This is a genomic window from Candidatus Arcticimaribacter forsetii, assembly GCF_910589745.1.
Lineage (GTDB): Bacteria > Bacteroidota > Bacteroidia > Flavobacteriales > Flavobacteriaceae > Arcticimaribacter > Arcticimaribacter forsetii.
Map to the genome: position 1 here is coordinate 435,303 of NZ_OU342399.1, position 24,384 is coordinate 459,686.

At 34.0% G+C, this 24,384-nt stretch carries 20 protein-coding genes; all 20 read left to right on the top strand.

What is annotated here, in order from left to right; genetic code table 11:
* Position 1 precedes the first annotated feature (1 nt).
* Positions 2-1,357 carry an MFS transporter gene (locus NG655_RS02030; RefSeq protein ID WP_252157686.1) on the top strand — a complete coding sequence of 452 codons (1,356 nt, stop codon included), beginning with the start codon at positions 2-4 and terminating at the stop codon, positions 1,355-1,357.
* Positions 1,358-1,485: 128 nt separating this feature from the next.
* A complete protein-coding gene (locus NG655_RS02035) occupies positions 1,486-3,759 on the top strand; it encodes an NADP-dependent malic enzyme (RefSeq protein WP_252157687.1) in 2,274 nt (757 codons plus the stop codon).
* Positions 3,756-4,337, top strand: coding sequence for a Holliday junction branch migration protein RuvA (gene ruvA / locus NG655_RS02040; RefSeq protein WP_252157688.1), 582 nt, complete (start codon positions 3,756-3,758; stop codon positions 4,335-4,337). Before NG655_RS02035 ends, ruvA begins: the two co-directional genes overlap by 4 nt.
* 6 nt (positions 4,338-4,343) lie before the next feature.
* Complete coding sequence (sov, locus tag NG655_RS02045) at positions 4,344-11,765, top strand: T9SS outer membrane translocon Sov/SprA (RefSeq protein ID WP_252157689.1); 7,422 nt, start codon at positions 4,344-4,346, stop codon at positions 11,763-11,765.
* 41 nt (positions 11,766-11,806) lie between these two features.
* On the top strand, positions 11,807-12,187 hold the full coding sequence (gene gcvH, locus NG655_RS02050) for a glycine cleavage system protein GcvH (RefSeq protein WP_252157690.1): 381 nt from the start codon (positions 11,807-11,809) through the stop codon (positions 12,185-12,187).
* Positions 12,180-12,560 carry a VanZ family protein gene (locus NG655_RS09475; protein WP_419469262.1) on the top strand — a complete coding sequence of 127 codons (381 nt, stop codon included), beginning with the start codon at positions 12,180-12,182 and terminating at the stop codon, positions 12,558-12,560. Before gcvH ends, NG655_RS09475 begins: the two co-directional genes overlap by 8 nt.
* A 23-nt stretch (positions 12,561-12,583) precedes the next feature.
* Positions 12,584-13,291 (top strand): energy transducer TonB, encoded by a 708-nt coding sequence (locus NG655_RS02055; protein WP_252157691.1) that lies wholly within the window; start codon positions 12,584-12,586, stop codon positions 13,289-13,291.
* A 120-nt stretch (positions 13,292-13,411) separates the two neighbouring features.
* Positions 13,412-14,323 carry a heme o synthase gene (cyoE, locus tag NG655_RS02060; protein ID WP_252157692.1) on the top strand — a complete coding sequence of 304 codons (912 nt, stop codon included), beginning with the start codon at positions 13,412-13,414 and terminating at the stop codon, positions 14,321-14,323.
* Positions 14,324-14,896, top strand: a complete 573-nt coding sequence (locus NG655_RS02065; protein WP_252157693.1) for a cytochrome c oxidase subunit 3 — start codon at positions 14,324-14,326, stop codon at positions 14,894-14,896.
* A 42-nt stretch (positions 14,897-14,938) separates the two neighbouring features.
* The gene (locus NG655_RS02070; protein WP_252157694.1) at positions 14,939-15,919 is read left to right on the top strand and encodes a cytochrome c oxidase subunit 3; all 981 of its coding nucleotides are present in this window, start codon (positions 14,939-14,941) and stop codon (positions 15,917-15,919) included.
* Positions 15,920-15,938: 19 nt separating this feature from the next.
* Complete coding sequence (locus NG655_RS02075; RefSeq protein ID WP_252157695.1) at positions 15,939-16,322, top strand: cytochrome C oxidase subunit IV family protein; 384 nt, start codon at positions 15,939-15,941, stop codon at positions 16,320-16,322.
* Between the two features lie 8 nt (positions 16,323-16,330).
* A complete protein-coding gene (locus NG655_RS02080) occupies positions 16,331-16,996 on the top strand; it encodes a hypothetical protein (RefSeq protein ID WP_252157696.1) in 666 nt (221 codons plus the stop codon).
* Positions 16,997-17,044: 48 nt separating this feature from the next.
* Positions 17,045-17,749 (top strand): SCO family protein, encoded by a 705-nt coding sequence (locus tag NG655_RS02085; RefSeq protein ID WP_252157697.1) that lies wholly within the window; start codon positions 17,045-17,047, stop codon positions 17,747-17,749.
* Between the two features lie 6 nt (positions 17,750-17,755).
* Entirely contained in the window at positions 17,756-18,283 is a 528-nt protein-coding gene (locus NG655_RS02090; RefSeq protein WP_252157698.1) for a DUF420 domain-containing protein, read from the top strand.
* The gene (locus NG655_RS02095; protein WP_252157699.1) at positions 18,283-18,495 is read left to right on the top strand and encodes a hypothetical protein; all 213 of its coding nucleotides are present in this window, start codon (positions 18,283-18,285) and stop codon (positions 18,493-18,495) included. The genes NG655_RS02090 and NG655_RS02095 overlap by 1 nt, the downstream gene beginning before the upstream one ends.
* A gap of 75 nt (positions 18,496-18,570) precedes the next feature.
* The gene (locus tag NG655_RS02100; protein WP_252157700.1) at positions 18,571-19,275 is read left to right on the top strand and encodes an ABC transporter ATP-binding protein; all 705 of its coding nucleotides are present in this window, start codon (positions 18,571-18,573) and stop codon (positions 19,273-19,275) included.
* Positions 19,265-20,494 (top strand): ABC transporter permease, encoded by a 1,230-nt coding sequence (locus tag NG655_RS02105; protein WP_252157701.1) that lies wholly within the window; start codon positions 19,265-19,267, stop codon positions 20,492-20,494. The genes NG655_RS02100 and NG655_RS02105 overlap by 11 nt, the downstream gene beginning before the upstream one ends.
* Positions 20,487-21,764, top strand: coding sequence for an ABC transporter permease (locus NG655_RS02110; RefSeq protein ID WP_252157702.1), 1,278 nt, complete (start codon positions 20,487-20,489; stop codon positions 21,762-21,764). Before NG655_RS02105 ends, NG655_RS02110 begins: the two co-directional genes overlap by 8 nt.
* Positions 21,765-21,795: 31 nt before the next feature.
* Positions 21,796-22,926 (top strand): efflux RND transporter periplasmic adaptor subunit, encoded by a 1,131-nt coding sequence (locus NG655_RS02115; RefSeq protein ID WP_252157703.1) that lies wholly within the window; start codon positions 21,796-21,798, stop codon positions 22,924-22,926.
* 19 nt (positions 22,927-22,945) lie between these two features.
* Positions 22,946-24,370, top strand: a complete 1,425-nt coding sequence (locus NG655_RS02120; protein ID WP_252157704.1) for a TolC family protein — start codon at positions 22,946-22,948, stop codon at positions 24,368-24,370.
* Positions 24,371-24,384 lie beyond the last annotated feature (14 nt).

The following is a 24,384-nucleotide window of genomic DNA, read 5'->3' on the forward strand; positions in this document are numbered from 1 at the left end:
TATGATAGAAAAAAAACAACTTTCTTTTTGGCAAATTTTAACCATGAACTTTGGATTCTTTGGGGTTCAATTTAGTTTTGGTTTACAACAAAGTAACATGAGTGCCATATATCGTTACTTAGGAGCAAACGAAGCAGAACTTCCCATGTTATGGTTAGCAGGTCCAGTAACTGGACTTTTAGTTCAACCCGTAATTGGAGCAATTAGCGATGGTACTTGGTCCCCAAAGTTTGGAAGAAGAAAGCCGTTTTTTTTAATCGGTGCTTTAATTGCAAGTTTAGCATTAATAGCAATGCCTTTTTCAAGTACAATATGGATGGCAGCAAGTTTACTTTGGATCCTAGACGCAGCAAATAATATTGCTCTCGAGCCGTACCGTGCATTTGTTTCAGATAAGCTTCCAAAAAAACAATACTCGATTGGATTTTTAATGCAAAGTTTCTTTACAGGGCTTGGGAGCGTAATGTCAAACTTTACACCTGCCATATTAGTTTCTTTTGGAATATTAGCTTTAAGTGACAAAATGGATAATGGAATTCCAGTATCTACTTATTGGGCATTTGGAATCGGAGCAATTGCTTCAATAGGTACGATTCTAGTAACCGTATTAACCACATCAGAATACCCTCCAACAGAAGAAGAACTTGCGGTTATAAAAGCGAATAAAGAAAAGGGAAATGCTTTTTTAAGATCGCTTTCCGAGATTAAGGATTCTTTCATAGAAATGCCTAAAACAATGAGGCAGCTTATACCGGTTATGTTCTTCTCCTGGTATGCTATGTTTTGCTACTGGCAATTTTTAACCTCTGCTTTATCGTTATCACTTTTTGACACTCTGGATCAGAATACCTCCTTTTTTAATCAAGCACAGCTGTTGACTGGAAACTTAAACGGGACATACAATATAATTTGCGTTTTAATAGCTTTTCCAATGATTCCTATAGCTAGAAAATTAGGAGCAAAAAACCTACACTTTTTAAGCTTACTGCTTGGGGGAGTTGGATTAATGGCAATGCCTTTTCTAAACGACACCGACCTTTTGTTTACCATTCCTTTAGGAGGCGGGATCCCAGTCTCTCAAATTTATTTATTTTCTTTTGGGCTGGGGATTACATGGGCATCTATGATGGCTATGCCTTATCAAATGTTAGCATCTTCAATCCCTAGTGATAAAATGGGAGTATATATGGGAATATTTAATATGTTTATTGTTATCCCAATGATCATACAAATCTTCTCAATGCAGTATTTCGTGTATGACCTCCTTGGGAGTAATCCAATTAACGTAATTCGTTTAGCTGGAGCTTGTTTGATTACAGCAGGAATTTTTTCATTATTTGTAAAGGTTAAAGAGTAAATCAGAATATTTCTTTATCCTTATAATTTTAAAAGAGCACTTAGGTGCTCTTTTTTTTAGAAACATTTCTCAATTTAAAGATTTGTTAATCCTACAGACTTCCTACATTTGTTATAGACACAAAAATTATGAGTAAAGAACGCAAAAGAAGAGAAGCACTAGTTTACCATGCTAAACCTAGACCTGGAAAAATAGAAGTAGTACCTACTAAAAATTATAACAGCCAACGAGATTTGGCTTTGGCCTATTCCCCTGGAGTAGCAGTTCCTTGTCTTGAAATCGAGAAAAACCCAGAAGATGTATATAAATACACAAACAAAGGGAATTTAGTAGCTGTAATTTCAAATGGAACAGCAGTTTTAGGATTAGGTAATATTGGTCCGGAAGCTTCAAAACCGGTGATGGAAGGAAAGGGTCTTTTGTTTAAGATTTTTGCAGGAATAGATGTTTTTGACATTGAAGTTGATGCTAAGGACCCAGAAAAATTCATAGAAGCTGTTAAAGCAATAGCTCCAACTTTTGGTGGGATTAATCTCGAAGATATTAAAGCACCCGAAGCGTTTGAGATTGAACGACGATTAAAAGAAGAGCTTGACATTCCCGTGATGCATGACGATCAACATGGGACTGCTATCATTTCTTGTGCTGCTTTAATAAATGCTTTAGAATTAGCAGATAAAAAAATAGAAGAAGTACGGATTGTAATTTCTGGGGCTGGAGCAGCTGCAGTTTCTTGTACCCGATTATACAAAGCTTTTGGTGCTCGTGACGAGAACATTGTCATGACAGATAGCAAAGGAGTCATCCGAAAAGATCGGGAAAATTTAACTCCCGAAAAGCAAGAATTTGCTACTGCACTGGATCTTCACACCCTAGAGGAAGCAATGGAAAAGGCCGATGTTTTTATTGGTTTGTCTATGGCAAATATTGTAACCGAATCGATGTTATTATCGATGAATCCGAACCCGATTGTTTTTGCAATGGCAAATCCAGATCCCGAAATAGAATACAATCTTGCATGTTCTGTTCGAGACGATATAATTATGGCAACCGGGCGTTCCGACCATCCCAATCAGGTGAATAATGTACTTGGGTTTCCTTTTATTTTTAGAGGCGCATTAGATGTACGAGCTACTATAATTAACGAAGCTATGAAAATGGCTGCTGTAGAAGCACTTGCAGAGCTAACAAAAAAACCGGTTCCAGAACAAGTAAATATTGCTTATCAAAAAACGAATTTATCCTTTGGTAGAGACTATATAATACCAAAACCATTTGATCCTCGTTTAATAGAAGAAGTTCCAATTGCAGTTGCAAAAGCTGCAATAGCATCGGGTGTTGCAAAAGAACCCATAGAAGATTGGGATAAGTACAGAGAGAAGTTAGCTGGTTTAGTAGGATCAGACCAAAAAATGATTCGATTGATTCACGATCAGGCAAAATCAGCTCCTAAAAAAATTGTGTTTGCAGAAGCAGATCAATTAGATGTCTTAAAAGCAGCTCAAATTATTCTTGAAGAGGGAATAGGAGAGCCTATTCTATTGGGGAGAAAAGAGGTCATCTCTGATTTAATGGGGTCTATTAATTTTCTTGAAAAAGTTCTAATTATTGACCCTAAAAGTGATGAACACAATGAGGTCAAAAACAAGTATGCTCATGTTTTTTGGGAAGAACAAAAAAGAAAAGGAGTAACCTTGTACGAAGCAAAATCCTTGATGCGAGAGCGAAATTACTTTGCTTCCATGATGGTCAAAAACGGAGATGCCGATGCAATGCTCTCGGGATATTCCCGAAATTATGCTTCTGTTATTAAGCCAGTTCTTGAAGTTGTAGGAAAAGATAAAGGTGTTTCTAAAATCGCTGCAACCAATATGATGCTTACCGACAGAGGTCCAATTTTCTTGTCGGATACCTCAATAAACATAGAGCCATCCGCAAAAGAACTAGCCAAAATAGGATATATGACCTCTCAAATAGTAGAGATGTTTGGAATGAAACCTGTAATTGCAATGTTGTCTTACACAAACTTCGGTTCTTCAAGACATCCAAATGCTGCTAAAGTAACCGAAGCAGTCGCTTATTTACACCGATATTATCCTGACTTAGTTCTAGACGGTCCTTTACAATCAGATTTTGCTCTAAACCGGGAAATGTTAGAAGAGAAATTTCCGTTTTCTGAAATTGCAAAAAAGAATGTTAATACGTTAATTTTTCCTAATTTAGAATCAGCGAATATCACTTACAAGCTCTTGAAAGAGCTAAATAAAAATCAGTCTGTAGGTCCAATTTTATTAGGTCTAAAAGAGCCAATTCATATTCTTCAGCTAGGGGCAAGTGTAGACGAAATTGTAAATATGGCTGCTGTTGCAGTAATTGATGCTCAACAAAAACAAAAGAAATGATAGCACAGATATCAGGGAAATTAGTCGAGAAACATCCTACACATGTAATAATTGATTGTAACGGAATCGGTTATATGGTACACATATCTTTGCACACTTACGGTCAGTTAGGAGCAGAGGAGTCTATAAAATTACATACTCATCTTCAAGTAAAAGAAGATTCTCATACATTATTTGGCTTTTTTCAACCGATTGAACGGACTGTTTTTAGATTGCTAATATCAATATCTGGAATCGGAGCAAGTATTGCTCGAACAATGTTGTCCTCTATGTCTCCACAAGAAATTCAACATGCAATATTAAGTGAAAATCTAGCCGCTATAAAAGGAGTTAAAGGTATTGGACTTAAGACAGCTCAAAGAGTTTTAATAGAACTAAAAGATAAGGTTCAAAAAATAGAAGGAAATGACGAAATTCCTATACTTCAAAGCAATAGAACCAAAGAAGAAACGTTATCAGCTTTAGAGGTCCTTGGTTACACAAGAAGACAATCTGAAAAAGTAATTGATAATATACTCAAAAGCACCCCGGATAGTTCCATTGAGGAGCTTATTAAAATAGCTTTGAATAAATTGTAAAACCTTTTGGTTAAAAAAAAGAGTGCCTGTTCTAAAACTCTTCGCCTGTGTTTAATTGCAGTAATTTTTTACAGTTCTGCAGCTATAACGTCTTTATATGGGCAAGATACTTCCGACTCTACATTTGAGCTCGGCACTATTTCATTTCCAAAAAAAGCAAGCTCATTATTAGATTACGACTACGATTCTGAAAAAGATTTGTATGTCTACAAAAAGAATAATGGGGAATATCCCATCGATGTTCCTTTGGTATTAACACCGAAAGAGTATTATCGTTTGTTTTTAAAAGAACAAATGAACACCTACTTCAAAGATAAGGTGACTACCATTACTCAGAAAAAAGGAAGTGCAAAAGAAAACTCTCAAAAGGATTTACTTCCCGAGATGTATATTAATTCTAAGTTTTTCTCTTCAGTTTTTGGAGGAAATCAAATCGATGTAATTCCACAGGGGTCAATAGGGATTGATTTAGGCGTTCGTTATCAAAAAACAGATAATCCATCTTTTTCTCCTAGGAATAGAAGAAATTTTGGTTTTGATTTTGATCAGCGAATAAGTTTAAGTCTTCTAGGTAAAATAGGGGAGAGACTTCAGATAACTGCAAACTACGACACCGAATCTACTTTTGATTTTCAAAACCTCGTAAAATTGGAGTTTAATCCACCAAAAGTTAACGATTTATCAGATTATCTCCCTACTTCGGTGAGCGACAAAAAAAATGCTTTAGAGGAGAAGGGGAACAAGGTAATTGATAAAGTTGCTGGAATTGCCGGAAAAGTAAATGATAAAATAACAGCACTGGAAGATCGGGTTTCATCGCTTCAGAATAAAGCAGGTGAATACCAAAATAAAATTAACGATTTTTTAAATAAACCCGCTTCAGAAGATGCCATTCTTCAGAACATTGATATTGGGAATGTTAATATGCCTTTAAACAGCACTTTAATTTCCGGAGCTCAAAGTCTTATGGGAGTAAAGGCAGAGGTTAAATTTGGACGAACAAATATAACCGGGGTCTTAGCCGAACAACGCTCTCAATCCCAATCTGTAATTGCACAGGGTGGAGGTACAATTCAAGAATTTTCAATTTTTGCTTTGGATTATGAAGCAGATCGACACTTTTTCTTAGCACACTACTTTAGAGATAACTATGACGATTTTTTAAAAAACTACCCTTATATAAATTCACCAGTTCAAATAACACGTGTTGAGGTTTGGGTAACGAACCGTCAATCTCAAACGAATAATATTAGAAATATAATTGCTCTTCAGGATATTGGAGAATCAGACCCAAATAATACGCGTCTTGATGAATTAAATCCTTCTTTTTTTAATCAGCCAACCCCACGTGGGATTCCATCAAATGATGCGAATAAATTAAATCCAAACACAAACTCTGGAAGTTCTTTTATAAATGAGTCAATTCGAGATGTAGCTTCAGTTCCAAATGGTTTTGGACCTCTAAACGGAAAAGTAAAAGAAGGTTTTGATTATGCTGTTTTAGAAAGTGCTAGAAAGTTATTGCCAACAGAATATACATTAAATACCCAGCTGGGTTATCTCTCTCTTAATCAGAGATTAAGTAACGATGAGATTTTGGGAGTTGCATTTCAATTTACTTTTCAGGGAGAAGTTTATCAAGTAGGAGAATTTGCAAATGGAGGGATTGAGGGTACTTCAATTACAGAAAACATGAATCAAAATCAACCCCCACTGGTTGAAACAAATAATTTGGTTGTAAAGTTACTAAAGAGTAGTATAACCGATGTTCGTCAGCCTGTTTGGGATTTGATGATGAAAAACATATATAATACAGGGGCATTTCAATTAGAACAAGAAGATTTCAGATTGAATATTCTTTACTCAGACCCTTCTCCTATAAATTACATGACACCCGTAGACGAAACAATATGGCCTGAAGCTTTAGAGAATCAAATTCTATTGAGAACATTAAGTTTGGATCGATTGAATTTATACAACGATCCGGAGCCAGAAGGAGATGGGTTCTTTGATTTTGTTCCCGGAATAACGGTCGATCCACAATATGGGAGAATTATATTCCCAACGGTAGAACCTTTTGGAGAAAATTTATTTAAACTTTTAGATAATCCGGATAACTCTATTGAAGAATATACAAACGAAATTACCTACAATGCCAACCAGAAAAAGTATGTTTTTAGGGATATGTATGCACTCACTCAAGCGGGTGCTTTAGAAACTACAGAACAAAATAAATTTCATCTTAAAGGGAGATACAAATCTGCAAGTGGCGAAGGAATTGCAATAGGAGCTTTTAATGTACCCAGAGGATCAGTAAAGGTAACTGCAGGGGGGAGAGTTTTAAGAGAAGGAATAGATTATACCGTTAATTATCGAATTGGACGTGTAAAAATAATAGACCCTGGACTTCAAGCATCAAACGTACCAATTCAGATATCGGTAGAAAATAATTCATTTTTCGGTCAACAAAACAAGCGTTTTTCTGGAGTTGATGTAATTCATCAATTCAATAATAATTTTGTTTTAGGAGGAACCTTAATTAATTTAAGTGAAAATCCTTTAACTCAAAAAGCAAATTATGGAACAGAACCCGTCAATAATACTATGATGGGTATTAACACTAATTTTTCTACTGAACTTCCATTTCTAACTAGACTTGTAAATAAGTTACCGAACATAGAAACAGATGTTCCATCTCGAATTTCATTTCGAGGGGAGGTTGCCAGGTTTATAGCAGGTAAACCAAGAAATACACAGTTAGAAGGACAAACAAATGTTTATTTAGATGATTTTGAAGGAGCTCAAACCAATATAGATGTTAAAGGATTTTTGGCTTGGAATCTTTCAAGTGTACCCTCAGAAGGATTTCGAGGCTCTGATGCTAATATAGACGATTTAACAGGAGGATATAATCGTGCAAAGTTAGCGTGGTATAGTGTAGATCCAATTTTTTATACCTCACAATCAAGACCTTCAGGGATTAGTAACGATGATATTTCGCTCAATACCACTAGAAGGATTTTTATTAACGAAATATTTCCAGAACAAGATTTGGTTCAAGGACAGTCTACTTTTCAACCTACTTTAGATCTAGCTTATTTTCCAGAAGAGAAAGGGCCTTATAACAATCAGGAAGTAGACATTTTTACAAGAAATCCGGATCAAAATTGGGCTGGGATTACACGACCAATTAATTCTACAAATTTTGAGCAATCGAATGTTGAGTTTATTGAATTTTGGCTTTTAGATACTTTTACAGAATTAGAAACACAGAATCAAGACTTAGGTTCTTTAATATTCCATCTAGGTAATATATCTGAAGATGTTCTTAAAGATGGAAGAAAACAATATGAAAATGGTTTACCTGGGACAGAAGGAGCATCTATTCAGGAAAGTAATTGGGGGAAAACACCTGCAGCACAGTCCCTTCTTTATGCATTCAACACGATAGAAGAAGATCGTTTGTTGCAAGATGTTGGGATTGATGGGCTAAATGATGAAGAAGAACGATTGGTTTATTCAAATGGACCAATTGACGATCCAGCTGGAGATAATTATGAATATTTTGTTCAAGCTACTGGAGGAATTGTAAATCGTTATAAGAATTACAACGGAACAGACGGGAACTCACCTATTGCTTTTTCTGACACTAACAGAGGGAGTACTGCAGAGCCAGATACTGAAGATATAAATCGGGATCAAACGATGAATACTATTGATAGTTATTTTGAATATAGAGTTCCCATCTCCAAGAACATGACCGTAGGAAACCATCCTTTTGTAACTGATGTTAGAGAAAATGTAACAGTAGATCTTCCAAATGGTCAACAATTAATTTCAAGATGGATTCAATTTAAAGTTCCCATTGATAAAAGATATTATCAGGGTACAAGTTTCAATACTTATTTTGATAACATAAATGGAATTGAGGACTTAAGGTCTATAAGATTCATGAGAATGGTGTTGAGTGATTTCGAAACTCCTGTAGTTTTTAGGTTTGGTACTCTTGATTTAGTTCGTGGAGATTGGAGAAGGTATAACCAATCGCTTAACGAAGATCTTTTATTTAACGCAAATACAAATGTCGATATAAGTACGGTTAACATTCTGGAAAATGAAAATAGGGTTCCAATTAATTATGTTCTACCTCCAGAAATTCAACGCGAGCAGATTAATAATAATAACACCATAGTTCGTCAAAACGAGCAATCATTATCCTTCAGAGTTTGCGATTTACAACCCATGGATTCTAGAGGAATTTATAAGAGTGTGGAAATTGATTTACGACAATATAAAGAACTCAAAATGTTTATTCATGCTGAGTCAGTTCAGGGTCAAACTCCATTGCCTGGCGAGGGTTCAGAAGAGGCTTTTGACGAAAGACTAGTTGCATTCATAAGAATTGGAACGGATTATAAAGACAATTATTACCAAATAGAAGTTCCCTTGAAACCCTCTTCTTTTATGGAAGGAGTTTCGAATAAATTAAGTGCTGAAGAGGTGTGGCAACCCGATTTTAACTCCATAAATGTTCCAATTAAGTTCTTGTCAAAACTAAAGGCAGCCAGTATTGGAAAAATATCAAACGGACCAATTTATTATGATGAAGACTTGAATATAATAGATGAATTTACACCCATAAGTACCTTGCCTGGATCAAAGAGATATAAGTTTTCTGTTCGAGGTAATCCATCTTTAGGATCTATAAAAACAATGATGATTGGGGTAAAAAACCCATCTCAAACCATTGGAGATAATTTGTGTGGAGAAGTTTGGTTTAATGAATTACGTATTGCAGGAATTGACAGTCAAGGAGGTTGGGCAGCGATTGGCTCCTTAGATGCTAATATAGCTGATTTTGCCACAATAAGTGCTTCTGGAAGATTGTCTACTATTGGTTTTGGTTCAATAGAACAGTCTCCAAACCAGAGGAGCAGAGAAGACCTTTCTCAATACGACTTTGTAACTAATGTTAATGTAGGTCAGTTATTACCAAAAAAATGGGGAGTTCAAATTCCATTTAATTATAATGTTGGAGCTACACAAATAACTCCAGAATATGATCCTTTTTATCAAGATATTCTTTTGAAAGATCGTTTAGAAACTGCCACTTCAAAAGCTCAAAGGGATACGATCAGAAATCAAGCTATTGATTACACTGAGCGAAAAAGCATCAGTTTAATAGGAGTTCGAAAAAATAGTAGTTCAGAAAAGTCTCGTTTTTATAACATTGAGAATTTTGATTTCTCTTATGCTTATAACGAATTTTCTCACCGTGATTATGAGATTCAAAATCAATCCAATAAAACAGTTGCGCTTTCTGCAAATTATAATCACGGTTTTAGTCCAATTGAAATAAACCCTTTTAAAAAAATAAAAGTATTAAATAGGAAAAAATATTGGCAATGGCTTCGAGAAGTAAATTTTAATTTACTCCCAAACAATATTGCTGTAAGTACTAATATTAACCGCTTGTTTAACAGTCAGCGATTTAGAGAAGTTTATTCTCAAGGAGTTGATGCCTCTCAACAGCTCGCTCTCCCGGATTTACAACAAAGAAATTTCTTGTTTGATTGGACCTATAGTATAAACCACAATTTATCAAGGTCACTTAAGATGAATTTTACAGCTTCCAGTAATAATATTGTCCGAAATTATTATCAAGATAATGAAGAGGGTGGTGCTTCTTTAGTTGATAAAAGAAAAGGAATTTGGGATGGATTATGGGATACTGGAGATCCAAACAGACACTTTCAGTCGCTTACGTTAAACTATAAAATACCGTTTAAATTCATTCCTATTTTAAGTTTTATTGATGCTAATTATAGCTATACAGGAGATTTTAGTTGGCAGCGAGGTTCTAATGTTCTTGCAGATGTTGAAGATTTAAATGGAAATTTTTTAGGAATCGTTAATACAGTTCAAAATGCGAATACACAGACCTTAAATGGTTCTATTTCAATGCCTAGAATATATCAACTGTTTGGTCTGAAAAATAGGGAACAGAAACTAAGAAGAATTTTACCTAACTCAAATAATAAGGGTGTGCCAGAAGAAGTTAAAAAACTTCCGAATAAAAAGAAAAAAACTTTAAAATCAATTGCAGATGTATTATCTACATTAAAACGGGTACAGTTTACTTATACGGAAAACAACGGAAAAGTTCTTCCAGGCTATTTACCTACTTTAGGATTTGGCGGAACATTACAACCCACTCCAGGTTTTACCTTTGGAAGTCAAGCAGATGTTCGATACGAAGCGGCAAGAAATGGTTGGTTAACAGATTTCCCTGATTTTAATCAGCAATTCACGCAAGTACACAATAACCTGTTAAAGGTTTCTGGGCAACTAGACTTTGGAAAAGGATTATTAATTGACTTTTCTGCTGAACGTAATTACTCAGAAAATTTATCTGAGAACTTTTCGGTAATCGATGGAGAATACATTCCATTGAATCCTAATAGTTACGGTAATTTTGGAATTTCTACTTTACTAATAAAAACAGCATTCAATACCCCCTCAGGTTCTTACAATCCGAATTTTGAAAAATTTAGAGAACATAGGATTGTAATCGCACAAAGGCTAGCTTCGAAAGAAGGTATTCCATCAACAGAAGTTGATGAAGAAGGATTTCCTAGAGGTTATGGAAAGTCAAATCAATCAGTAGTTATTCCCGCATTTTTAGCTGCGTATTCTGGTTCTTCAGCTGAAAATATTTCCTTAAACCCATTAAAGAAAACTCCGCTGCCTAATTGGAATTTAAAATACACAGGGTTGATGGATATAAAATCTTTGAAAAAAATATTCAATCGATTTTCATTAACACATGCTTATAGGTCGAGTTATACTATTAATAATTTCCAAACAAATTTAGATTACGACCCTTCAATTCCAAATCAATTAGACGAAGGAGGAAATTTTATTCCTTCAACTTTATATTCTAATTTAAATCTTGTAGAACAATTTAATCCACTTTTGAGAGTCGATCTTGAACTAAAAAATTCATTTAAATTCTTAGCAGAATTAAAAACAGACCGAGCTCTTTCGTTAAGTCTAGACAATAATTTACTTACAGAATCTAGAGGTCAAGAGTATATAATTGGAATGGGTTATCGAGTTAAAGATTTAAGGTTTAGAACACGCATTGGAGGAAAAAGAACTACATTAAAAGGTGATTTAAATATTAAAGCAGACCTCTCATATCGTAATAACATCACAGTACTTAGAAATTTAGAGATCAACAACAATCAAGTTACTGCAGGACAAACCCTTTGGTCAATTAAACTAACCGCAGATTATTCTCTTTCAAGTAATCTAACAAGTCAATTTTTTTACGATCATAACTTTTCAAAGTTTGCAATTTCATCAGCTTTTCCACAAACATCAATTCGATCGGGTGTAAGCATTCGATATAATTTTGGGAATTGATAAATAGAATCAGTTATATTTGTTTTTTAAACCAATATAAAATGAATACACCTGCCAATTTACACTATACAAAAGACCATGAATGGATTTCGATTGAAGACGGAATTGCAACTGTTGGAATAACTGATTTTGCTCAGGGCGAATTAGGAGATATTGTATATGTTGAGGTCGAGACTCTGGATGAGAAACTTGAAATTTCTGAAGTTTTTGGAACAGTAGAAGCTGTAAAAACCGTTTCAGACCTTTTTATGCCCTTATCTGGTTCAATAATTGAACTCAACGAGTCTTTAGAAGATGAGCCAGAGTTAGTGAATGAAGATCCTTATGGTAAGGGTTGGATGATTAAAATTAAATTAGATGATGCTGCTCAAGTAAATGAACTTCTCGATTCATCTGCTTATAATGAATTGATTGGTGCCTAAATTTACCCTCTCATTTTTTTCTGGAATATGTTGCATAACAATTGTAATACTATCTACTATACCAATAAAAATAGCTCTAGAAGAGCCTTTGATTTTTGAAGTCGATAAGCTGGGTCATAGTTTTGCTTATTTTTGTTTTTCAATTAGTTTGTTTTTGGCTTTTATTGTGGATTGGAAACTTAAATCGCCAAAAAAGTGGACCATACTTGTTTCTTTTGGCCTGGGATTATTGTTAGAATTTACACAAGGAGCGTTGTTATCTTATCGTAGTTTTGAATTATATGATATACTAGCCAACACAATTGGTATTGTTTTATTTATTTTTTTGTCAAAAACCATTAAAAAATTATTGTCAAATGCTGTATTTTTATAAATTAGCCATCTAAATTAAGTTTTATGCAACTGAAAAAAAATCCAAAAGCTGACCTAACTAAAAATAGCAGCCTTTATTTTGCTATAGGTCTTGCCGTAGTTCTTCTGTTTTCATGGGGAGCTCTCGAAAAGAAAACTTATGAAAAGTCAGACTTTGAACTTCAATCTTTAAATATCGATGACGAAGACGAAGAGGAAGTACCTATTACTGAGCAAATAAAAACCCCACCGCCACCGCCACCGCCGCCACCGGCGCCTGAGGTAATCGAAATTGTTGAAGATGAAGAAGAAGTTGAAGAAACTGTAATCGAATCTACAGAAACAGATCAAGAAGATATCGTTGAGATTGAAGAGGTTGAGGAAGAAGAATTTGATGACTCTCCAGTTCCTTTTGCAGTTATCGAAGATGTACCATTATACCCTGGTTGTGAGCGTGTAGCTAAGTCAGAACGAAGAAAATGTTTTCAAGACCAAATAAACAAACACATCCGTAAAAATTTCCGTTATCCTGAAATTGCACAAGAAATGGGAATTCAAGGTCGTGTTTATGTGAACTTTATAATCGCAGAAGACGGAAGAATTACAAACGTAAGAATGCGTGGACCAGATAAAAATTTAGAAAAAGAAGCAGCAAGAATTATTTCAAAGCTTCCAAGAATGACTCCTGGAAAACAAAGAGGTCGTCCTGTACGTGTTCCTTTTAGTATCCCAATTACCTTTAGATTACAATAAAAATAGTTCCTCTATATAATATAAAAGCCCGAAGTATACTTCGGGCTTTTTATTTCCGGCTAATTTAGATTTATGTTTCTATGGTAAATAAGCTATTGTACATTATCTTTGCACCTTAATATGAACGTAGAGAAAATTCAAATAGAAACTACTAAGCAATCTTCCTTTTCAATTTTTTTGGACGACTTTAAACAGTTGACCAAGGTGAGGCTGGCTGTAAGTGTTGTTTTCTCTTCGATTGCAGGTTATTTATTGGCAGCAGAAATTCCAGTTTTAATAGATATAATTTTATTAGCCTTTGGAGGGTATTTTATGGTTGGAGCATCAAATGCATTCAATCAAATAATAGAGAAAGACCTCGATCTTTTGATGACAAGAACTCAAAATCGTCCCTTACCTTCTGGGAGAATGAGTGTACAATCCGCTTTAATTATTGCAATTATATTAACTGTTCTTGGTTTATTGGTATTGTATACAATCAACACTAGGACTGCATTCTTTGGAGGTATTTCAATTTTCTTGTACGTATGTATATATACTCCACTTAAAACAAAAACACCTCTAGCGGTTTTTGTAGGTGCTTTTCCAGGTGCGATTCCTTTCATGCTCGGTTGGGTAGCTTACACAGATCAATTTGGTATTGAATCTGGAGTTTTATTTATGATTCAATTTTTTTGGCAGTTCCCCCATTTTTGGGCAATTGGTTGGATGCTGGACGACGACTACAAGAAAGCAGGCTTCAAAATGCTTCCTTCAGGTAATCCAGATAATGCAACCGCATTCCAAATAGTGTTTTATACCCTATGGATGCTTGTTATATCCTTATTACCAGCTACAGCTTATACAGGGACTTTTAATTTAAGTATGATTGCAACAATAATTGTTGGTTGCATCGGATTTGTAATGTTATACTTTGCTATTCAATTGATGATTCAAAAAACAAAAGAATCAGCAAAAAAATTAATGTTTACAAGTGTAGGGTACATAACACTTCTACAGATTATGTATGTAATAGATAAAATGATTTTGTAAATGGAAAAGACGATGCAAGAAAAGAACGCAAGAGCAAAGAAAATGATGCTTTGGTTTGCAATGATAAGTATGACAATGACTTTTGCAGGTTTAACTAGTGCTTATGTAGTAAGTAGTTCTCGAGCAGATTGGTTATCTTCTTTCGAACTCCCAACCCAATTTTTATATAGTACACTCTTAATATTAACAAGCAGCATTACTTTTTTTCTTGGAAAAAAAGCACTTGAAAAAGGTAAATTGGCACTTCAGAAAATATTTCTTTGGGCTACTTTGGCGCTTACGATTTTGTTTATTTATTTCCAGTTTACTGGATTTTCAGAAATTATATCGCAAGGTTACTACTTTACTGGAGCAGCTAGTTCGATTACTACCTCATTTATCTATGTATTGGTTTTACTCCATTTAGCCCACGTTTTTGGAGGTTTAATCGTACTATCAATTGTAATAATTCAAACGTATAGAAATGCATACTCACCCGACCAAAAGTTAGGTTATGAGTTGGCGGAATTGTTTTGGCATTTTCTGGATTTTTTATGGATTTATTTATACGTTTTCGTAACGGTCTATAGTTAAAAAAAATACTATTTTTGTAAAATTAAAATTTGAAACTTTTTTATGGAAGTTAATGTAAGCAACACAACAGAAGAAACGAATGTATGGGGTGGAGGAAATAAACCATTAAATGCAAGCTATGGGAAAATGATGATGTGGTTTTTCATCGTTTCTGATGCACTAACATTTACAGGCTTTTTAGTGGCCTATGGTTTTTCCAGATTTAAAAATATTGATTCTTGGCCTATTGCCGACGAAGTGTTTACTCACTTCCCTTTTTTACATGGAATAGATGCTCCGATGTATTATGTAGCCTTGATGACTTTCATCCTGATTTTCTCATCAGTTACTATGGTTTTAGCAGTAGATGCTGGACACCATATGAACAAAGCTAAAGTTACTTTTTATATGCTTCTTACTATTATTGGTGGAGCTATATTTGTTGGGTCTCAAGCTTGGGAATGGAAAAACTTTATCAAAGGAGAATATGGAGCTCTTGAAACAAAAGGAGGTCAAATCCTTCAGTTTGTGGATTCAGAAACTGGAAAACGAGTTGCTTTAGCTGATTTTGCAGTTGAGATCGATTCGCCAAGAGAAACACACCAAGAAAGTAATGGTATTTGGTTTGTGGGTGAAACTACATTACCAAGTTATAGTTTAGAAGAAGTAACAACTGGGTTCAAGTCTCACGCAAACCTTGCTATCAAAAGTGAAAAAATAGATGAGTCTGGTCATAAGATTATACTTTCAAGAGAGGAATCCTTGTTACAATTAGAAGGAGCTATCAATGTTGTTGAAGGGGCAAACTTGATTCACAACGAATACGGAAATAGATTGTTCGCCGACTTCTTTTTCTTCATTACCGGATTCCACGGATTCCACGTATTGTCTGGTGTTGTAATTAATATTATTATTTTCTTCAACGTAATAATGGGAACTTACGAGAAGCGAGGGCACTATGAAATGGTTGAGAAAGTAGGACTATACTGGCACTTTGTAGATTTAGTTTGGGTATTTGTATTTACATTCTTCTACCTAGTTTAATTAATAAAAAATATATACCATGGCACACGATACAGAAAATTTAGCCATTTTTAGAGGATTATTAAAATTCAAATCAAACGTTCAGAAAATCTGGGGTGTTTTGATCTTTTTATCTATCGTAACAACAATAGAAGTAGTCCTCGGAATTGTAAAACCCCAAAGTTTAATGGGGATGTTTTTAGGGATGAAACTTCTTAACTGGATTTTCATCATCTTAACAATTGTAAAAGCATATTATATTGCTTGGGACTTTATGCACATCCGAGACGAAAAATCTGGATTTAAAGGATCTATTGTACTTCCTTTAGTGATCTTGATACCTTACTTAAGCTGGATTCTTTTAGTAGAAGCAGATTATATCTTTGAGGTTATGCGTACCGGTTTTGTGAGCTGGAACTTCTAAAATATTAAATGAAAAATAATGCATATAAAAAGTATTTAGTACTCGGGATTTTATTTGTATTCCCAATCGTTATTTATTTATTTTTTGCTTCAGGAATTAATAATTTCGCAAAGCTTCCTGTGCTTACTAAAGATATCCCTGAGATAGAAAGATGGACATCTCTTTCTGGCACTCCCGTTAAGTTTAACAACAAAATAACCATTCTTGGTTTTTGGGGAAATGATTTAGAGGAAAAAAAAGGAGACGCTTTCAATTTAAATCAGAAAATTTACAAACGCTTTTATCAATTTAAAGATTTCCAGTTTGTGATAGCTGTTCAAGACAGTCTTCAAGATGAAATCAAAGAAATTATTTCTGAAATTGAAATTGGGGTTGGAACAGATATGGTTAAATGGAATTTCATATTCGGCACACCTAATGAAATCGAAGACCTTTTTAATAGTTTAAAGAGCGATGTTATTTTATCTGACAAACAGAGCACATCTACCGTTTTTATATTAGACAGAGAGTCTAAATTACGTGGAAGAGACGACGATGAGGATGTCGGAACTCTTTACGGGTATAATGCATCTTCTGTTGCTTCTTTAAATAATAAGATGACAGATGATGTAAAGGTTATTCTAGCGGAATATCGGTTAGCTCTAAAAAAGAACAATTCTAACCGTCAAAAGTAGAAAACTTCTTTTAGTAGGTTTTTAGTATTAAATTAACCATATGAACATATGAAGAAATCTTCTTACATTGGACTAATAATCATCATAATAATTTTTGCGGTTATTGTTGTTCCCAAAATAATTGATCGGTTTTCTAATAATTTAATTGTGGAAAGTAGCAGGTCTGTTAAGCCCGGTTTTAAAGCGCTAGATTATATTAAGATTAATGGTGAGGCAAAAAAAGTTCCTGATTTTTTATTTCTAAATCAAGACAGTCTGTATATATCAAATGAAGATTATTTAGGAAAGGTTTATGTAGTAGAATTCTTTTTTACCAGCTGCCCTTCAATCTGTCCTATAATGAATAGGAATATGAAAATATTAAATGACCAGTTTGAATCTAACAATGATTTTGGTATTGCATCTTTTACAATAGATCCGGATCATGATACTCCCTCGGTACTAAAAAAGTATGCAGAAGGGTATGTTGGAAACTCAAATCATTGGAATTTTTTAACTGGACCTAAAACATCAGTTTACGAATTAGCAAATACAGGATTTAATATATTTGCTGAAATAAACCCAGCAGTTGCAGGAGGTTTTGAGCACCAAGGATATTTTGCTCTAATAGATAAGAAAGGTTTTATAAGATCTCGTCAAGATGATTATGGAAACCCAATTGTTTATTATCTTGGTATAGATCAAGATGGTGTTGATGAGCAAGGAGTAGACATGCTTCTAACAGACATTAAACTATTACTTAACGAATACTAATTTATTATGAATGCCAGTAAATCCTCTTTGAAGTACAAGAATTTAATAATTTTGGTTTCAATTGCAATTCCAGTGGTGGTTGCAATTTTATTTAGAATTAGATTAGAAACAAGTCAGTCATTTTCATTTCTCCCACCGATTTACGCCGCAATAAATGGGTATACTGCTATTGTTTTATTACTTGCCTTGTGGGCAATAAAAAAAAGAAAAATAAACTTACACGAACAATTAATGAAAACTGCTATTGGTCTTTCGTTAGCTTTTCTAATAATGTATATTGTATATCATTTAACAACAGATCCTACACCTTTTGGTGGTGAAGGATGGGTTAAAACAGTTTATTTTATAATTCTTATTTCACATATTTTACTTTCAATTGCTTTAATACCTTTGGTTTTAATTTCATTTGTAAGAGCTATATCACAACAATTCACACAACATAGAAAAATTGCTAGAATTACATTTCCAATATGGCTTTATGTAACGATTACGGGAGTAATTGTTTACTTCATGATATCCCCTTATTATAATTAATGAAAAAGTTACTTCCTTATTTTATTCTTTTATTTCTAATGGGTTCTTTTGATATAGAAGCTCAATGCTCTATGTGTAGAGCCGTCCTGGAATCGGAAGAGGGGCAACAGACTGCAAAAGGAATCAACAATGGGATTGTATATTTAATGGCCATACCATATATTTTGGTCGCAGCAGTTGGTTACTCAGTTTTTAAGATTTTAAAAAAATAATTTTAAAATGTAACTTTTTGATCTTTCTTGCGTCTTATAATTAAGTTAGAGTAAAAAGATATTTATACGTTATTCATGATACAAATAAAAAGTCTTCATAAATCCTATAAAATGGGTAATTCATCGCTTCATGTCCTTAAAGGGATTGACTTCGAAGTAGAACAAGGTGAGTTAGTTGCAATAATGGGTTCTTCAGGATCAGGTAAATCAACCTTATTAAATATACTAGGAATGCTAGATGTACTTGACGAAGGTTCCTATACCCTTGACGATGTATTGATTAAAGATTTAGATGAAACCAAAGCAGCAAAATACCGAAACAAGTTTCTAGGTTTTGTATTCCAATCATTTAACTTAATTAATTACAAAACAGCAATCGAAAACGTATCTCTGCCTTTATATTACCAAGGAGTATCGAGAAAAGAACGTCAAGAACAAGCTCTTAAATATTTAACAATGGTAGGTTTAGCCGATTGGGCAACCCACCTTCCAAGTGAATTGTCAGGAGGTCAAAAACAAAGAGTTGCTATCGCCCGTGCAATGGCATCTAAACCTAAAGTCCTTTTAGCAGATGAACCCACTGGAGCTCTTGACACCAAAACTTCTTATGAAGTTATGGATTTAATTCAGAAAATTAATCAAGAAGGAAATACAATTCTAGTTGTTACACACGAGGAAGATATAGCTGAAATGTGCAAAAGAGTTGTAAAGCTAAAGGATGGTGTTATTATAGAAGATAAAAAGGTTAAACAAGTTTTAGCAGCAGATTATGTTCAGTAGAGACCGTTGGTTAGAAATATTTGAAACCATTCGAAAGAATAAATTAAGGACATTCCTTTCAGGGTTTACAGTTGCCCTAGGGATTTTTATTTTTATAATTCTTTTTGGTTTTGGTAATGGACTTAAAAATCAGTTCCAAGAATTTTTCTTAGATGATGCTACCAATACAATTTCACTATTTGCAGGGAAAACATCTAAGCCTTACAAAGGATTTAAATCCAATCGAAGAATTGAATTTGACAATTCAGACCTTGCTGATATTAAAGAAAATTTCCCTTTTTTTCTAGAATATATTACACCAAGAATATCAAGAGGAGCTACAGTAAAGTACAAAAACGAATTTGATAATTATACGACCCGCGGGGTTGGTCCAGCACATCAATTTGCGGAGAAAACCATCATCATGAAAGGCCGTTACATTAACGAAGATGATGTAAAAAACAAAACAAAATATGCTGTTATAGGTCGTTTGGTTGCTCAAGATTTATTTGGTCAAGAAGATGCAATAGGTAAATTTATTGATGTTGGAAACAGTGTTTTTAAAGTTATAGGAGTTTTTCAAGACGATGGTGGAGATCGAGAAGAACGATATATTTATATACCTTACACAACAAGACAATTACTTGAAAAAAGTAATGATAAAGTAGATGAAATAGTTCTAGCGTTTAAACCGCAAATAGGCCATTCAGGGTCTTTGGTATTTGAACGAAAATTGAGAGAATTTTTAAAAAAGAAAAAGTCAATTGCACCCAGTGATCCAAATGGAATTTTCTTTAGAAATAGAGCAGATGCACTAAAGCAAAATCAACAATTCGCCAATGTTCTTCAGCTAATTGTGACTTTTGTTGGTTTAGGGACTTTAATAGCAGGAATCATCGGAATTTCAAATATTATGGTTTTTGTTGTTAAAGAAAGAACTAAAGAATTGGGAATAAGAAAAGCATTAGGTGCAACTCCAAAATCAGTCATTCAAATGATCTTACATGAGTCTATATTCATTACAACAATCTCAGGATATGTTGGATTATTCATAGGGATATTTGTGTTAAAATCAATTGGAGTTTCATTACAAGATTATTTTATCAAGGATCCTTATATAGATACATCAACAGCTTTATTTGCAACTGTAATACTTATTTTATTTGGAGGAATTGCAGGATATATTCCAGCGAAACGCGCTGCGAGAATTAAACCCATAGTTGCCCTAAGAGATGAATAGTTTAAAAATAATATTTGATCGAGATACTTGGCAAGAGATTTTTGGCTCTATCAGGAAAAATAAAGTCCGTACCATCATAACAGTGGTTGGTGTATTGTGGGGTATATTTATTTATATAGCTCTTTCTGGTGCTGCAAAAGGTTTGGACAACGGTTTTGAACGTGAGTTTGAAAATGTTGCGATGAACTCTATGTTTGTCTGGGCGCAAAGTACAAGTATTCCTTATGAAGGTTTCAAGACGGGTAGAAGGCCGCGACTTAAAATCCAAGACGTTCAAAAAATCAAAAATAATATTCCAGCAATTCAATTCGTGGCACCTAGAAATGCAAAAGGTATATTTGATGGTTCTGGTGGTTCTCAAATAGTTCGTGGATCAAAATCTGGGAACTACACGATTTATGGTGACTTTCCGGAGTACACCAAAATAGCAACTAAGAAAATTTTTGACGGTGGTCGTTTCATTAATCAATCGGATATAGACAAACAAAGAAAGGTTTGTGTAATTGGAGAACGTACACAAAAAGAATTATTCGAAAAAGATGAGAATCCAATCGGTGGATACATTCGAATCGATGATATCTACTTTCAAGTTATTGGGGTACATAAATACATTGAAGGTGGAGGTTTTGAAAGTGACGGTGATGTTTTTATTCCTTTTTCTACTTATAAAAAACTTTATAATACAGGAGATAATGTAGATTGGCTAACCATTGCAGCATATGATGATGCAGATGTTGTTGCGGTTGAAGAACAAGTAAAACAAACCTTAAAAAGAATCCATAGAGTATCTCCTGAGGATGAACGTGCTTTCGGGTCGTTTAACTTAGGTGAAATTTTCGGTAGAATTATGGGGTTCTCTAAAGGGATGACTTTTCTATCCCTTATTGTTGGAATTGCTACGATAATAGCAGGTGTAATTGGTATTGGGAACATCCTTTTAATTTCAGTTAAAGAACGAACCAAAGAGTTAGGAATTCGCCGAGCTTTAGGAGCAACACCAGGAGAAGTACGTGCTCAGATTATTTTAGAGTCTGTTTTTTTAACTTTTATTGCTGGTGTTTTAGGTATAGTACTTGGAGCATTTGTTCTTTCAGGGATAAACTCTGCAACGGTCGACCTAACAGATTTCCCGTACACTAACCCAACAGTTCCGATTTCTTTTGTTCTGGGTGCCCTAGTCATTATGGTAACCCTCGGAACTTTAATCGGATTGATCCCTGCACAACGAGCAGTAAGTATAAAACCTATTGACGCACTTAGAGAAGAATAACATAAACTTGATAATAAATAAAAAACAAACCATGAAAAAAGTATTTAAATATATAATCATAGCTGCCATTTTATTTGGAGTTCTTTACGCAGCAACTTATTTCATTAAATCAAATAGTAAACCTTCAATTCAATTTGACACTCAAACTGCTTTGATTACTTCAATAGAAATGAAATCTGTTGCCACAGGAAAAGTTATCCCAGAAGATGAAGTAGAGATTAAGCCACAAATTTCTGGTATTATCGAAACATTGTATGTAGAAGAAGGAGATAATGTAAAAACAGGAGATCTACTTGCAAAAGTAAAAGTAGTTCCTAATGAACAGTCTTTGAATAGTGCAAAAGGGAGATTAGCAAATACTAAAATTTTAATGGAGAATGCTAAAATCGAGTACAACAGAAATAAAAGTCTATTTGAGAAAGAAATTATTTCTTTACAAGAATTTCAAAATGCTGAATTAAATTATAGTAGAGCAAAACAAGATGTTGCAAATGCTGATAGTGATCTTCAAATAATTAAATTAGGATCCGCTGGAGGTTCTGCTACTGCAAACACAAATATTCGTGCAACTGTTCCAGGGACAGTTCTTGAAATGCCCATTAAAGAAGGAGATCAAGTTGTAGAGAGTAATACGTTTAATAATGGAACTACCATTGCAGTAATTGCAGACCTTAGTAAAATGATTTTCGAAGGGAAAGTTGATGAATCTGAAGTTGGAAAATTACAGATAGGGATGCCATTGACTGTAAATTTGGGGGCAATTCAGAATAAAGAATTTGAAGCTAAATTAAAATTTATAGCGCCTAAAGGGAATGAGGAGCAAGGCGCAGTTCAGTTCAAAATTGAAGGAGATGTTTATTTAGACAAAGACTTTTTTGTTCGTGCGGGATACAGTGCAAATGCCTCTTTAGTTTTAGAGCGTAAAGACAGTATTTTAGCAATTCCAGAAGCTTTATTACAATTTGATAAAAAGACTGAAAAGCCATACGTTCAGATTCAAATTGAAGATCAAAAATTTGAAAGAAGAGATTTAGAAACTGGAATTTCTGATGGTATAAACATCGAAATTATTTCAGGTCTTACTATGGAAGATAATATTAAGGTATGGAACAAAACAGAGGAGAATAAAAAGGAAGACGAGGAAGCTTCTGAAAATAATTAATCGTAATTCCTATTTCATTATGAGATATACAATATTAAAATACACTTCTGTAGCAGCAATTTTTTGTGCTTCTTTTTATGCTCAAGGACAAACGCTTACACTTCAAGATTGTGTTGAATTAGCTCTTGAAAAGAACATTACCATTAAACAATCTGAGTTAGATATTGCCAATGCAGAGCTTGATAAAAGTAGTGCCTTTGGAAATTTTCTTCCAAACATTAATGCTCAAACAAGTCATTCTTGGAATATTGGTTTAAATCAAAACATTACTACGGGTCTTTTAGAGAACTTAACGACCCAATTTACTTCAATGGGTGTGAATATGGGAGTAGATCTATATAACGGTTTACAAAATGTAAAGCGGTTACACAGAGCAAATCTATCTCTTTTAGCACAGCAATACAATTTAGCAAACATAATAGATAACACAAGTTTACTTGTTGCTAACTCGTATTTGCAAGTTATGTTTAATAGAGAGTTTTTAGAAGTTCAAAAAAGTCAATTAGAAGTTTCTTTAAAACAATTAGATCGAACCAAAGCCTTAATTAAAGCAGGTGTTTTAACAGTTGGGGATGTGTTTGAATTAGAAGCAACAATTGCTTCTCAAGAACAAGCTGTAGTTCAAGCTGAAAATAATTTACGTTTAACTAAAATTAATTTGGCTCAATTATTACTCATTACAGATTATGAAAATTTTGATATTGCTGTTGAAAAATTCGATGCTCCCTTACCTGAAATTTTAGATAAAGATCCTAAAGCAATATTTGAAGAGGCATTAACCAACCGAAATGACATCAAACTTTCGGTTACTAATCTAGAGATTTCTAAGACTGATATTGAAATCGCTAAGACATCGCTTCAACCGTCTTTATCTGCTTTTTATAGTTATAGTACAAGAATATCATATTCAGACCGATTAACAGGAACGGGTGTTTTTAATCAGTTTCCTATTGGAACAGTAGCTTCAACGGGTCAAGAAGTAGTTAGACAACTAGAAGAAACACGAGTAATTGGTCCAAATTCGTTTGCGGATCAGTTTAAAATGAATGATGGTCATAACTTTGGAATTGCTTTAAACATCCCAATTTTAAATGGTTTTGCAGCAAGAAATAGCGTCAAAAGGAGTAAGGTAAACTTGATGCGCTCTGAAAATCAATTTGAACAACAAAAATTAAATTTAGAAAGCACAGTTAATCAAGCATACAACGATGCAAAAGGTGCTTATAAGTTTTATAACGCTGCCCAAAAAACGGTTATAGCTAGAAATGATGCATTTAACGACGCAACAAAAAGATATGATGCTGGGGTAATGAACTCTTTTGAATATACTCAGATCAAGCAACGTTATGAAGCTTCAGTTTCTGACGAGTTGAGAGCTAAATTCGATTATGTTTTTAAACTTAAAGTTTTAGAGTTTTATTTTGGCTTAAAACTTGAAATTTAGAGGGAAGTTCTTCT

Excerpts from the sequence above, each read along its gene's own strand:
- NG655_RS02030 (WP_252157686.1), top strand. The coding sequence starts at position 2 with ATGATAGAAAAAAAACAACTTTCTTTTTGGCAAATTTTAACCATGAAC.
- NG655_RS02035 (WP_252157687.1), top strand. The coding sequence starts at position 1,486 with ATGAGTAAAGAACGCAAAAGAAGAGAAGCACTAGTTTACCATGCTAAA.
- ruvA (WP_252157688.1), top strand. The coding sequence starts at position 3,756 with ATGATAGCACAGATATCAGGGAAATTAGTCGAGAAACATCCTACACAT.
- gcvH (WP_252157690.1), top strand. The coding sequence starts at position 11,807 with ATGAATACACCTGCCAATTTACACTATACAAAAGACCATGAATGGATT.
- NG655_RS02055 (WP_252157691.1), top strand. The coding sequence starts at position 12,584 with ATGCAACTGAAAAAAAATCCAAAAGCTGACCTAACTAAAAATAGCAGC.
- cyoE (WP_252157692.1), top strand. The coding sequence starts at position 13,412 with ATGAACGTAGAGAAAATTCAAATAGAAACTACTAAGCAATCTTCCTTT.
- NG655_RS02065 (WP_252157693.1), top strand. The coding sequence starts at position 14,324 with ATGGAAAAGACGATGCAAGAAAAGAACGCAAGAGCAAAGAAAATGATG.
- NG655_RS02070 (WP_252157694.1), top strand. The coding sequence starts at position 14,939 with ATGGAAGTTAATGTAAGCAACACAACAGAAGAAACGAATGTATGGGGT.
- NG655_RS02075 (WP_252157695.1), top strand. The coding sequence starts at position 15,939 with ATGGCACACGATACAGAAAATTTAGCCATTTTTAGAGGATTATTAAAA.
- NG655_RS02080 (WP_252157696.1), top strand. The coding sequence starts at position 16,331 with ATGAAAAATAATGCATATAAAAAGTATTTAGTACTCGGGATTTTATTT.
- NG655_RS02085 (WP_252157697.1), top strand. The coding sequence starts at position 17,045 with ATGAAGAAATCTTCTTACATTGGACTAATAATCATCATAATAATTTTT.
- NG655_RS02090 (WP_252157698.1), top strand. The coding sequence starts at position 17,756 with ATGAATGCCAGTAAATCCTCTTTGAAGTACAAGAATTTAATAATTTTG.
- NG655_RS02095 (WP_252157699.1), top strand. The coding sequence starts at position 18,283 with ATGAAAAAGTTACTTCCTTATTTTATTCTTTTATTTCTAATGGGTTCT.
- NG655_RS02100 (WP_252157700.1), top strand. The coding sequence starts at position 18,571 with ATGATACAAATAAAAAGTCTTCATAAATCCTATAAAATGGGTAATTCA.
- NG655_RS02105 (WP_252157701.1), top strand. The coding sequence starts at position 19,265 with ATGTTCAGTAGAGACCGTTGGTTAGAAATATTTGAAACCATTCGAAAG.
- NG655_RS02110 (WP_252157702.1), top strand. The coding sequence starts at position 20,487 with ATGAATAGTTTAAAAATAATATTTGATCGAGATACTTGGCAAGAGATT.
- NG655_RS02115 (WP_252157703.1), top strand. The coding sequence starts at position 21,796 with ATGAAAAAAGTATTTAAATATATAATCATAGCTGCCATTTTATTTGGA.
- NG655_RS02120 (WP_252157704.1), top strand. The coding sequence starts at position 22,946 with ATGAGATATACAATATTAAAATACACTTCTGTAGCAGCAATTTTTTGT.